Source organism: Bacillus sp. AL-1R, from assembly GCF_052180195.1.
Taxonomy (GTDB): domain Bacteria; phylum Bacillota; class Bacilli; order Bacillales; family Bacillaceae_G; genus Gottfriedia.
The window spans coordinates 1049107-1061168 of the sequence record NZ_CP197469.1; the positions used below are offsets into that span (position 1 = coordinate 1049107).

12 protein-coding genes are annotated in these 12062 nt (G+C 32.3%); 5 read left to right on the forward strand and 7 right to left on the reverse strand.

Annotated elements, in window-relative coordinates; genetic code table 11:
• Positions 1 to 144 precede the first annotated feature (144 nt).
• From ACSBO6_RS04890 to addA, 4 genes are all read left to right on the forward strand, one after another.
• Positions 145 to 786 (forward strand): TVP38/TMEM64 family protein, encoded by a 642-nt coding sequence (locus ACSBO6_RS04890; protein ID WP_098844335.1) that lies wholly within the window; start codon positions 145 to 147, stop codon positions 784 to 786.
• A gap of 33 nt (positions 787 to 819) precedes the next feature.
• Positions 820 to 1371 (forward strand): signal peptidase I, encoded by a 552-nt coding sequence (gene lepB, locus ACSBO6_RS04895; RefSeq protein ID WP_286138238.1) that lies wholly within the window; start codon positions 820 to 822, stop codon positions 1369 to 1371.
• 78 nt (positions 1372 to 1449) lie between these two features.
• On the forward strand, positions 1450 to 4953 hold the full coding sequence (gene addB, locus ACSBO6_RS04900; RefSeq protein WP_098844329.1) for a helicase-exonuclease AddAB subunit AddB: 3504 nt from the start codon (positions 1450 to 1452) through the stop codon (positions 4951 to 4953).
• Positions 4946 to 8686, forward strand: a complete 3741-nt coding sequence (gene addA, locus ACSBO6_RS04905) for a helicase-exonuclease AddAB subunit AddA (protein ID WP_098844327.1) — start codon at positions 4946 to 4948, stop codon at positions 8684 to 8686. Before addB ends, addA begins: the two co-directional genes overlap by 8 nt.
• A gap of 35 nt (positions 8687 to 8721) precedes the next feature.
• On the opposite strand, the gene ACSBO6_RS04910 is transcribed toward addA, so the two are convergent.
• The 7 genes from ACSBO6_RS04910 to ACSBO6_RS04940 form a co-directional block, all read right to left on the reverse strand.
• The gene (locus tag ACSBO6_RS04910; protein WP_098844324.1) at positions 8722 to 8937 is read right to left on the reverse strand and encodes a spore germination protein; all 216 of its coding nucleotides are present in this window, start codon (positions 8935 to 8937) and stop codon (positions 8722 to 8724) included.
• A gap of 16 nt (positions 8938 to 8953) precedes the next feature.
• Positions 8954 to 9568, reverse strand: a complete 615-nt coding sequence (locus tag ACSBO6_RS04915) for a spore germination protein GerPE (RefSeq protein ID WP_098844322.1) — start codon at positions 9566 to 9568, stop codon at positions 8954 to 8956.
• Complete coding sequence (locus ACSBO6_RS04920) at positions 9568 to 9744, reverse strand: spore germination protein GerPD (protein ID WP_069032956.1); 177 nt, start codon at positions 9742 to 9744, stop codon at positions 9568 to 9570. The genes ACSBO6_RS04915 and ACSBO6_RS04920 overlap by 1 nt, the downstream gene beginning before the upstream one ends.
• Positions 9741 to 10352: a spore germination protein GerPC gene (gene gerPC, locus ACSBO6_RS04925; protein ID WP_098844319.1), complete on the reverse strand. Its 612-nt coding sequence runs from the start codon at positions 10350 to 10352 to the stop codon at positions 9741 to 9743. Before gerPC ends, ACSBO6_RS04920 begins: the two co-directional genes overlap by 4 nt.
• A gap of 37 nt (positions 10353 to 10389) precedes the next feature.
• Positions 10390 to 10587, reverse strand: a complete 198-nt coding sequence (locus tag ACSBO6_RS04930; RefSeq protein ID WP_098844317.1) for a spore germination protein GerPB — start codon at positions 10585 to 10587, stop codon at positions 10390 to 10392.
• A gap of 13 nt (positions 10588 to 10600) precedes the next feature.
• A complete protein-coding gene (locus ACSBO6_RS04935) occupies positions 10601 to 10822 on the reverse strand; it encodes a spore germination protein (RefSeq protein ID WP_098844314.1) in 222 nt (73 codons plus the stop codon).
• A 209-nt stretch (positions 10823 to 11031) separates the two neighbouring features.
• Positions 11032 to 11187 (reverse strand): aspartyl-phosphate phosphatase Spo0E family protein, encoded by a 156-nt coding sequence (locus tag ACSBO6_RS04940; protein ID WP_088012099.1) that lies wholly within the window; start codon positions 11185 to 11187, stop codon positions 11032 to 11034.
• A 466-nt stretch (positions 11188 to 11653) separates the two neighbouring features.
• On the opposite strand from ACSBO6_RS04940, the gene ACSBO6_RS04945 reads away from it, so the two are divergent.
• On the forward strand, positions 11654 to 12028 hold the full coding sequence (locus tag ACSBO6_RS04945; protein ID WP_098844311.1) for a DUF1516 family protein: 375 nt from the start codon (positions 11654 to 11656) through the stop codon (positions 12026 to 12028).
• The last annotated feature ends 34 nt before the right edge of the window (positions 12029 to 12062 follow it).

The window sequence follows — 12062 nt, forward strand, 5'->3', positions numbered from 1 at the left end:
ATATTTATATGATCATCAGTCAAATTATTACAAAAAATACTTGTTAGAATCATTTATTATTATTGAATAAATAGTTATATGTGATAATGTTAACAGTAAGGATATCTATTTAGAAATACGGCTTAAGGGGAGATTCATATTTAAATGAACGTTTTTGACTTAAAGGCTTTTTTTACAGAAGAACATTTTTTACATCTCATTCAACAGTACAAAGATTATGGTCCATTAGTTGGAATTTCAATCCCTTTTATTGAAGCAATTTGTCCAGTGTTACCTTTGGTTATTTTTGTATTTGCTAATGCAGCAGCTTTTGGTCCTTTATTAGGTTTTTTATATTCATGGATTGGTTCTTGCTTAGGTTCCATTTTATTATTCTATGTTGTTAGAAAATTTGGTCAGAAACGATTTTTTTCATTTGTAAGTAAGCATAAGAAGGTAGAATCATCAATAGGGTGGATTGAAAAAAGAGGATTTGGTCCGATTTTTATTATGTTTGCATTTCCGTTTTCACCATCTTTTTTAATAAATATTGTTGCTGGTTTGTCACGTATTAAAATAAAACAATTTCTAATCGCATTAGTACTCGGAAAGTTTACGATGATTGCGATGATTAGTTATTTAGGGAAAGATTTAACTTCAGTTTTTCAAAATCCGATTAAAGCATTGTACATAGGTATATTTATATCCGTGTTGTGGGTTGTTGGAAAAGTGATTGAGAAACGTATGGACCTCAAAGAAAAAACAACAGAGAAAAAGATTGTGTCTCGATCATCTGATGAGCAATAAAGCATATTACTCATGAAGGGAGAGAGCATCTTTATGCTTAGAAAAGAAGTATTTGACTGGGGAAAAGCAATTTTTATTGGGATTGCAATTGCTTTTATCGTTAGAACTTTCTTGTTTTCTACCTATGTAGTTGATGGGGAATCAATGATGCCAACTTTAAAGGATGGAAACTTACTAGTTATTAATAAGTTTGGCTATGAAATTGGAGATATTAACAGATTTGACGTCATTGTATTTCATGCAAATAAGGATGAAGATTATGTTAAACGAGTGATTGGTTTACCTGGAGATTCAATTGAATATAAAGATGATCAGCTTTATATAAACAATAAAAAATGGAATGAACCATATCTAGATGATTACAAGAGTTCAATAAAAGGAACACCTTTTACAGCTGATTTTAATTTAAATGAAGTGACTGGTAAAACGAAAGTGCCACCTGGTTATGTTTTTGTTGAGGGGGACAATCGACCAAAAAGTTATGACAGTCGTTTGTTTGGATTTGTAAAAATTGATAAAATTGTAGGGAAGGTTGATTTACTTTATTGGCCACTTTCAAGTTTGAATACGAATTTTAACAAATAAGCTCCTTATGGGGGCTTTTCTTATTAGGTACACTTTTTATAATAACTAATATTCTACTACATAAGGAGGGATTCTAAGATGTTTCAATTTATATTAGGACGTGCAGGAAGCGGAAAAACACATCACATTTTAAATGAAATTACAAATAGATTAAAGAATGAAACAAAAAATATCATCTTTATTGTACCTGACCAAATGACCTTTCAGATGGAATATGAATTAGTTAAAAGGCAGGAAAAAAAAGCAATTATTAATTCCCAAGTTTTTAGTTTTACTCGATTAGCTTGGAAGGTTTTACAAGAAACAGGCGGAATCAGTCGGATTCATATTGGTGAAATTGGAATTTCTATGATTCTAAGAAAGATTATTGAAGAAAAGAAAGAAGAATTGAAAGTTTTTCATCACGTAGCTGATCGACAAGGATTTTATAATGAACTAACAGGGCTTATTGCTGAGTTTAAAGGTTTTCAAGTTTCCTCAGAGGAATTATCTTCTGTTATTTTACAAATGGAACAAAATTCATCAAAGGATCATATTTTTATCCAACAAAAGATAAATGATATTCAAATAGTGTTTGATGCCTTTAATACATATATGAAAGATAAGTATCTTGACTCAGAAGACTACTTAAATTTGTTGATTCAAGAATTACCTAAAAGTGATTATATTAAAGACAGTATTATTTATATTGATGGATATTATGATTTGGCACCTCAAGAGCGAAATGTAATTGAGGAGCTAATGAAAAATTGTAGTGAGGTAAATTTCTCTCTAACAATCGATCGGCCATATGATGATTTTTTACCGCATGAATTATATTTATTTTATAAACCAGCGCTTCTATATCAACAAATTAAAGAGATTGCTTTAAATACAAAGCAATCAATAAAGCAACCTGTTATTTGTCATCATAACTTTAGAAATCAATCAAATGATTTGAAGTATTTCGAAACGAATTTTGATAACAGACCTGTAAATCCTTCGTATGATTCGGGTGGGATTAAGATTATGTCGGCATCTAATCGACGGGCTGAAGTTAATGGGATTGCAAAAGATATTATGAATAAAGTACGTGATCAAGGATACCGATATCGTGATATAGCGATTTTCTTAAGAAATGGAGATTCCTATTCACATTTGATATCGACTATTTTCCATGCGTATCAAATACCTATTTTCATAGAAGAAAAGCGTTCAATGTTAACACATCCATTATTTACGTTCTTACAAGCTACTTTCGATATCATTCAAAGAAATTGGAGATATGAATCAGTTTTCAATGCATATAAAACGGAATTAGTTTATCCATTTGAAAGTAATCGTGATAAGAATCGAGAACAGCTCGAGTTATTTGAGAATTACTGTATAGCATATGGTAAGCAAGGGAAAAGGTGGACGATACAAGAGCCGTGGAAGTATCGTAAGTATCGCTCAACTGATGGTATTGATAGAGGGATAACAAACGAAGAGTTAGAATTTGAGGCATTAATCAATTCAATAAGAGATTTATTAGTAAAGCCAATTCTTACATTTCAAGCTAGTCTAAAGCAAGCAAGAAATGTAAAAGAAATGTGTGTAGCATTGTATGAATTTGTTGAATCACTGGATATTTCAAGAAAGCTGCAACGTTTAAAGGATGATGCTGAAAATCGATCTAACTTAATTGAATCAAAAGATCACGAGCAAGTTTGGAAAGGGTTTATTCAACTTTTAGATGAGTGCGTTGAATTAATAGGAGAAGAAAAACTGTCACGTAAAACATTTTTTGAAATTCTTCAAACTGGTTTTCAATCACTGCAATTTGCGAATGTCCCTGCATCATTAGATCAAGTAAACATAGCTGATTTCGATCATTCAAGATTACAAAATGTAAAGTGTGCTTATGTCATTGGTGTAAATGAAGGGGTTATTCCAAGGAAGGCTAATGAGGACGGATTATTAGGCGATACTGCCCGGGAGTTTTTACAATCGTTTGGTGTAGAAGTAGCACCAACAAGTAAGCATCAATTATTTGTAGAAAATTTTAATATCTATACCGGGATTAATCGAGCTAGTCACGCGTTAATCATTAGTTATCCACTAGCAAGTGATGATGGGAAAAGTCTTGCTCCATCAAGTTTGATCCAAAGGATAAAATCGATTTTCCCAACTATTCAACAACAATTCGAAAGTGGAGACTTAACATTTAGTTCCGTCGAAGAACAGTTAAAATCTATTACAAATTATGGTACAGCGTTAACGAATTTAGTGTCTCAACTTCAAGTTTGGTCGAATAGGGAAACTGAAACGAATATGGATTTATGGTGGACGCTTTATAATGTCTTAAGAGAAAATATTGATTCAAAAGATAAATTGTATAAAGTGATTAGTAGTGTCATGTATAACAATGTTGCGAAAAATCTTGGGGATGATTTAAGTACAGAATTATATGGGGAAGAATTGAGTGGGTCGGTATCACGAATTGAGCTTTTCCATCAATGCGCATATGCCCATTTTGCACGATATGGTCTTAAGCTTCAAGAACGTGAAATTTATAAGTTTGAATCATTTGATATGGGTCAATTATTCCATAGTGCCCTTACAATTATTGGAGAGAATCTTTTACAGGCCGGAAAAAGCTGGAGTAGTTTAACAAGTAATGAATGTGATGAACTAGCAGCAAAAGTAATAGATGAAATCTCTCCAAAGTTTCAACGTGAGATTTTGCTAAGTACGAATCGATATCTGTTTTTAAAGAAAAAAATGAAGGATGTTATTGCGAAAGTATCCTCAATTTTAAGTCAACAAGAGCAGGCAGGCAAATTCGTTCCTGTTGCTTTAGAGGTGCCATTTGGTATTGGTAAAAAGTTAAATTCTTATGAACTTCCGATTGATGGGAAGAGAAGAATGATTTTAAATGGCCGAATTGACCGAATTGATAAAGCAACTAGTGAAAAAGGCGATTATTTACGAATTTTGGATTATAAATCGACGAAAAAGGAATTAAAACTTTCAGATGTTTACTATGGACTTGCTTTACAGTTATTAACTTATTTGGATATAGCTGTAGCAAATTCAACAACTTTACTTGGAAAACAGGCTGACCCAGCTGGTATTCTTTATTTCCATGTTCAAAATCCGATTGTTAACGTTAAAAATAATATCGAACTCGATGAAATTCAGGATGAAATCTTTAAAAAGTTTAAAATGAATGGATTACTATTAGAAGATCGAGAAAGTAATTCGTTAATGGATGAAGCATTACTTCAAGATGGAAGCTCTTCAAAAATAGTACCGATTAGGCTTAAAAAAACCGGGGAGTACATGGCGAAATATTCAAAAACGGTAAAGCCTGAACAATATCCAATGATGACGGATTTTATAAAGCAAAAATTTACTGAAGCTGGTCAGCAAATATACAAAGGTTTTGTAGAAGCAAATCCATATCAGCAAAAGGATAAAATTCCTTGTACATATTGCTCGTACCAATCAGTATGTCAATTTGATGCGAATGTAAAAGGAAATGAATATCGTGTTCTACCTCCTTTAGAAGATAGCGAAGCGTTACAAAAAATGATCGAGGTGGTGAATAAGCATGAGTAAAGAAGAAAATAACCAAAGTAAAACAACATGGACAGTCGACCAGCAAAAGGCGATCGATTTCGAAGGCTCCGATATTCTTGTAGCCGCTGCCGCTGGTTCGGGCAAGACGGCTGTCCTTGTTGAACGTATTATCCAAAAAATCATTCGTGATGAAAATCCCATAAATGTTGATGAATTACTTGTTGTTACTTTTACAAAAGCAAGTGCCCAGGAAATGAAAGAAAGGATCGGGATTGCATTAGAGAAACAACTTGTAAATAATCCTGAATCTGAACATTTAAGGAAACAAGCATCTTTATTAAATAAGGCTTCAATCTCAACTATTCATTCATTTTGTACTGAAGTCATTCGATCAAATTATTATATGGTAGAATTAGATCCAAACTTCCGAACTGCAGAAGAAATTGAGATTCAATTATTAATGGATGAAGTGTTAGAAGAGTTGATGGAGTCAGAATATAGTGATGAAACGAATCTAGTCTTCTTTGATTTAGTTGATCGATATACTAGTGATCGTGATGATAATGATCTACCAAAATTAATATTAAAGCTCTATCGTCATGCAATTTCTAACCCGAATCCAAGTGAGTTTTTAAATGCATTCATTCATCAATATACTATTGAGGGTAAACCGGTTGATGAGATTCCATTTATTCAAGAGCTTAAGAAATTTATTCAAGATGATTTGATTGCTTGTATAAACACATATAAACAAGCTTTGGATATAATTGAAAGTTCTGATGGCCCAATAAAGTATGCTGATGTGTTTAAAGAGGAATATAGTAATTTAGAATGTTTATTTCATGCTTCAGAAAAATCATGGGAAGAAATAAATGTCGGACTACAAAAAATAGTATTTAATCGATTGCCAACTATTAAAAAGACAGAGGGAGATCAACAGAAAAAGGAATTAGTAGCGAATTTCCGTAAAGATGTTAAAAAGAAGATTGATGAGATAAGAGATAAGTATTTTAGTCGAAGTATTGACATTCAATTAAAACAAATAAGTGAATTAAAGCCTTTAGTTGAAAAGTTAATTGGTCTTGTTAATCGATTTATCGTGTTATTTAAACAGGCAAAAATGGAAAATGGAATTTTAGATTTCAATGATTTAGAACATTATGCACTTGAAATTTTAAAGGAAAAAAACGAAAAAGATTTATTAGTCCCTTCTTCAGTTGCAAGAGTTTACCAAGAAAAATTTAGTGAAGTGCTAGTTGATGAATACCAAGATACGAACTATGTACAAGAATCGATTTTAAGATTAATCACAAAAGGCACAGGAGCTTCTGGTAATCTTTTTATGGTTGGGGATGTTAAACAATCGATTTATCGCTTTCGATTAGCAGAACCACAGCTATTTATAAATAAATACAATTTATATGAAAAAGAGAAAAATGAAAGAACTGGCTTGAGAATCGATTTATCTAAAAACTTTAGAAGTAGAGCGGAAGTATTAGATGCAACCAATTTTATTTTTCAACAAATTATGGGAAGAGAAATTGGTGGAATTGAGTACGATGAAGATGCGATGCTAAAGCTTGGTGCGAGCTATCCTGAATACTCAGACTGCGCTGCTGAATTAATCTTATTAACGAATTCGGATGAAGAAGAAAATGAACCTGAGTATAGTGAACAAGAAGACGATGATCTTGTTGAAGAAAAGCTTGAACAAATTGAAGCAAGGTACGTAGCAAGAAGAATAAAGGATTTAGTTGAAAGTGAATATTTAGTAACTGAAAAGTCTGGAGAAATGCGACCGGTAAAATATAATGATATCGCTATTTTAGCTCGTTCATTATCGAATGCTGATTTGTATATAGAAGAATGTAAAGTGTTAGGTATCCCGCTATATGCAGAGAAATCAAAGGATTTATTTGAAACAATTGAAGTGGTCGTCTTTATAAATTTATTAAAGCTAATCGATAATACCATTCAAGATATTCCGCTTGCATCAGTCTTACGTTCTCCGATTGTTGGACTTTCAGAACCGGAATTAACGATGATTAGACTTAATCATAAAAATGGTTCTTTTTACGATGCATGTCAAGATTATGTAAATAATTATGAAAACCGTCATAAACAGCTTACAATTAAATTAGTAAATTTCTTTGAACAAATAAAGGAATGGAAACGACTTGTTAAAAGGGAGACACTTTCAATCTTTATTTGGAAGGTTTTAAAAGAATCTACATACTATGATTTTGTCGGAGGGTTACCGGGTGGTAAACAAAGGCAAGCGAATTTAATTACGATATTTGATCGTGCAAAAGCATTAGAAGAATCAAACTATAGAAGTCTATTTCAGTTTTTAAGATTTTTAGATCGTATGCAAGAAAGAGATGAAAAGCTAGATGAGGTTCGTATTTTAAGTGATCAAGAAAATGTTGTTCAAATGATGACAATCCACAAAAGTAAGGGATTAGAGTTTCCTGTAGTGTTTGTCGTGAATACATCAAAGCAATTTAATATGCAAGATTTAAGGGCCAAATTCATTTTACAAAAAGAATTAGGTCTTGGTATGAATTTTGTTCACCCTACGTATCGTACAACTAATTCAACTCTTTTGAAGGAAACAATCAAGCGAAAGGAACATGAAGAGTTAATTTCCGAGGAGTTACGAATTCTTTATGTTGCATTAACTCGTGCAAGAGAAAAGCTTATTTTAGTAGGTAAAGTAAATGATGCCCAAAAAATGATTGAAAGCTGGAAGGAAATTGAAAATCATAAAGAGTGGCTTCTGCCATTAAACGTTATTAGTGGAGCTAAAAGCTATCTTGATTGGATTGGTCCTTCGATTATTCGTCACGATTCTAGTAATGCTATTAGACTTGAAGATGATTTGTGGCATGCAAAAAATGAAATTCAGTTTTACCCGTGTCGTTGGAATTATTCAATTGTCGATGCTTCTACAATTCAATCATTCGAAGCTGAGGAAGTAGAAAATAATAAAGTCGAAGTATTCCACGCTTTTCAGTCAAAGGAACCGATTCAAATTAACAATGATGAGCTTTATGAAAAACTTGAGTACCAATTAAACTGGCAATATCATCATAGACAATCAACTCTACATCGACCGAAACAATCAGTTACTGAATTAAAAAGAAAATTGCAAGAGGAAGATCCATATAGTCAAAGATTTACAGCGACTAAAACAAAAGGTTTTCCACTTGAAAGACCAAAATTTATGTCAGAACAAAAATTGAATTCAGCTGAAAAAGGAACTGCGACCCATGCTGTTATGCAAAATTTAGACTATCAATTTGTTTCATCTCATGAAGAAATTATAAATCAGATAAATAGTATGGTTGTTAAAGAGTTAATAACGAAAGAGCAAGGGGAAGCTGTAAATAGCTTGGAGATTTTTGAATTCTGTCAGTCAGAGCTAGGTCAATTAGTGAAAAACTCAAATCAAAAGCTGCGCGAAGTACCATTTAGTTATGGTGTATCTTCAAAAGAAATATATAAAGATTGGGAAGACGAAGAGGAAGTTATATTAATCCAAGGGATTATTGATTTACTTTTAATTGATGGAGACGAGGTTATATTACTAGATTATAAAACTGACCGAACTAGTGCATTTGCAACAAGGGAAGCATTGAAGCAAGAAGCTGTTAGAAGATACGGGGTTCAACTCGATCTTTATTCAAAGGCAATTGAAGCAGGTATGGATAAATTAGTTAAAGCTAAGTATCTATACTTTTTCGATGGGGGTCATATCGTAAAGTTATAGAAAAAGCGATGCTTAATGCATCGCTTTTTTGTGTATTATAGAGTCGCAACTTCATTTTGATCAACTACATCAGCATCTAAAGTATTCGTTGCACTTGCTCCACTTATTGTTGCTGGTATAAACCCAGTATTACCTGAGCCTGAGCCGAAATATGATTTTGTTTGCGTTTTTGGTGAGATATTATTAAGATCTCCTGTATTAATATTTCCTTCGTTGCTTGTGATCACAATTGCACCAAGAAATGTTGGCATGAAATAACCTCCTTTCTTAATCGTTTCTATTTGTTTCTGATGTTTCTTTATTTTGTCTTGTTACTACTACAGGTACTGAAGGCACACTTGGTGCTACAGGTGCTACTGGTACTATTGTGTGTGGCGTTATGACAGACGAAGATGGTTGAACGGATTGCATAGGCTGTGCCATCATTGGCTGTAATAGCTGAGAAAAAGTAGGTTGAGCATGACTAGTGCCTGGAGTTTGATAATGTATAGTAGGTGTTGTTGTGGTAAAATGTCGTATTTGATGTACTCTAGATAACATTAAAGCATTATGAACAGAACCAATAATCGAAACACCGGCTGAGCTTATACCATTATAATTAATTGAACCAACTTGGATTGTGGGATTAAGATTTACTCGGTTTAAGTTTACATTAGGAACATATGGAAGATGTGTTGGAATGACTTTAAAAAGTGGATAATATTCAAAAACATCTTTGTTTACATCAACAAACATATTTCCCTCTTCATGAAGCGCGAGAGCATTTGACTCTGCATTGACTGAAAATGTATCCCCAAACTGTAAAATGCTTGAAAATAGTACTGTATTTACATCATATCTTTCTACGGAGGCTAAACGAAATCTTGGATCAATTTTAAACATTAACTTACAGATAAAGGTACAAATGGTCCAATAATTAATGATTCTGGTGGTGTGTCAAATATAGAAGATAGTGAAATATTATGAGCATCTCCAACTAAGAATAAGGAAGATGATGAAATGGCTGTAAATTTTATTTCATCTACTTGTAAATTGCAATTTGTTACATTTAAATTCATCCTTTATTCTCCTTTCCAATATTATGTGGTAAGTTTTGTAAAAAGGCACTATAGGCAGTTCGAATATCTCTTAACATGTGTAAAACGATTTCTTCAGAATATTGTAGAGGGTTATCAGCAAAGTTTGGTTTATTTCTATATAAGTCAATATAGTAAGGAATCCTTATATCCATTTGATTTCGTATATCATCGATCATCATTTGACGATAATAATCATCTACAGCAACTCTTAGATCTGTTTCTAATTGGAGGATGGTTTCTAATGCCTCTTCTTTTAAATGGAAGTGGATTCTTTCTTCTATATATGATTTTAGTGCTTTCATATTATTGTCAGGTTTAATATCTATTTGTTGATTTTCGACTGTTAAATCATCAAATGTAGGTGCTTGAAGTGGATTCAGACCTATTGTTAACGTACCGTTTAAATTTTCTACTTTTAATTGGTCAAATTTATATTCAATTTTATCAATTTTTGTCTCAGGTCTTTGAGAAAGTTCAAGAACAGTAGCCTCAAGCTGAACTACTTTAGCTTTTAATTGTTCAATTATTTTGGACTGCTCATATAGTAATTGCTCAATTTGGGTCTGTCTTAATTCTAGTTGATTCATAGAATTCCCTCGCTTTCAATTTGCTACAGGAATAAATTTATGTTTCTTGCGAGGTTTGAACGATTTGACCTGGTTCAGTAATTGGCGGTGCTGGTTCTAAATAATCTCCAGTATTATTCGTTACCGTTCTTGCATTTATATTTCCTGTTGTTCCGATTTGAAAAACAGATGAGTTTACGATCCCACCAGTTTTTAGCTGATTGATAATAATTGTTTGATGTATATATATATTCAAACGACACCCTCCTTTACATGTTTCCAACCATTGGCTGATCAACTTGGTCTTGATCATATACATTTGAAATACTTTTATTGTTATAAACTGTTACATTATCACCTGTATTAAACGAACCAGCACCGGCGTACGTTTGAGCACTACTTTTAGGTATGATATTATATGCATCACCCACGTTAACTACAGCGCTACTACCGATACTGACGATATTAATTACTCCAACATAAGCAGGCATGACTGTACACCCTTTGTTCTTTTTATGATTATGTATTATATGGCCATTTAACCTAAAACGTGATTGTAGACTATGTATTGTTAAGAAGTATTAATTTTTATAAATAGGAAGAAAAGGGGTAAAGGAAAATAAAAAGGGAAGAAATATCTTTTTACTATTACAAAAAAAATACTAGCTGCAATTAGAATAAACTAATCGCGAGCTAGCTATTAAGCTCTCCTTTTAGAAGAGGTAAAGGTCGAAATCATATTCATTAGCCTGTCCAATTCCTGGCTACATAAAACTGTTTTCTTGTTCGTAAAGCCATATCGTCCCGCATAGTAAACCATTCGGGCCCGTTTTTTCTCTATAACATGAAGCAGCAATTTAGTCACCAACTTTGTTCAAGAATAGGGAATTATGTCTAGGACTCACGATGTATGTAATGCTATTATACAAAATCATTTTCATATGAGAAGGCATTCGCTAAAAGAAGTGCAAAACTTACAAAATACTACAATATTCATCTGCATTCCATCATGGGATAGTGGAAATTGAAAGGTTTTTGTTGGATAAACTTTACGGCATGTCGAATTGCAAGGAGCCACCTGATGGTATTAAATTTATTTTCGACAGTAGATTACAATCCTAGATTAATATAATTTATGATTTTTAAAAATGAATAATATGTCATACGTTTTATGACGGTTAATAGGTATAAAATCATAGTGTATATTTTGAACAATTTGTGAATTTTTTTAAAATCTTTTCCCATTCCATTTCATCTACATTTTTCCTTATTCAAACACTTATGTTATGATTATTTAGAATATATAATTGGGAGGAAATGAAATGATTCACTTACATATTACATCGTGGGTAATCGCTATTATTTTAGCTTTATTTGTTGGGCACGGATACAAAAATGGTTGGAATGTGAAAGTTGCCCACATGATTTTACGTCTTTTATACTTTGTTATCTTAGGAACTGGACTGTATTTATTTATTAATATTTCAAATAAAGATAATATGCCGTCTAATATGATGATGCTTTATAACGTAAAAATGACACTTGGTATTCTTATGTTAGGTGTGTTTGAATATTTTACAGTGTCTTCTAAGAAACATCGTAAAATGGTTGTTCCTGCAACTATTTTTACAGTATTCATTTTAGCTTTATTATATTTAGGATTTAAATTACCACAAGGTTTTAATTTCTTTGCATAATAAAAAAACTGTCACAATTTTCTTGTGGCAGTTT

Excerpts from the sequence above, each read along its gene's own strand:
- gerPC (WP_098844319.1), bottom strand. The coding sequence starts at position 10,352 with ATGAATCAACTAGAATTAAGACAGACCCAAATTGAGCAATTACTATAT.
- ACSBO6_RS04915 (WP_098844322.1), bottom strand. The coding sequence starts at position 9,568 with ATGTTTAAAATTGATCCAAGATTTCGTTTAGCCTCCGTAGAAAGATAT.
- addB (WP_098844329.1), top strand. The coding sequence starts at position 1,450 with ATGTTTCAATTTATATTAGGACGTGCAGGAAGCGGAAAAACACATCAC.
- ACSBO6_RS04935 (WP_098844314.1), bottom strand. The coding sequence starts at position 10,822 with ATGCCTGCTTATGTTGGAGTAATTAATATCGTCAGTATCGGTAGTAGC.
- ACSBO6_RS04945 (WP_098844311.1), top strand. The coding sequence starts at position 11,654 with ATGATTCACTTACATATTACATCGTGGGTAATCGCTATTATTTTAGCT.
- lepB (WP_286138238.1), top strand. The coding sequence starts at position 820 with ATGCTTAGAAAAGAAGTATTTGACTGGGGAAAAGCAATTTTTATTGGG.
- ACSBO6_RS04920 (WP_069032956.1), bottom strand. The coding sequence starts at position 9,744 with ATGAATTTAAATGTAACAAATTGCAATTTACAAGTAGATGAAATAAAA.
- addA (WP_098844327.1), top strand. The coding sequence starts at position 4,946 with ATGAGTAAAGAAGAAAATAACCAAAGTAAAACAACATGGACAGTCGAC.
- ACSBO6_RS04890 (WP_098844335.1), top strand. The coding sequence starts at position 145 with ATGAACGTTTTTGACTTAAAGGCTTTTTTTACAGAAGAACATTTTTTA.
- ACSBO6_RS04910 (WP_098844324.1), bottom strand. The coding sequence starts at position 8,937 with ATGCCAACATTTCTTGGTGCAATTGTGATCACAAGCAACGAAGGAAAT.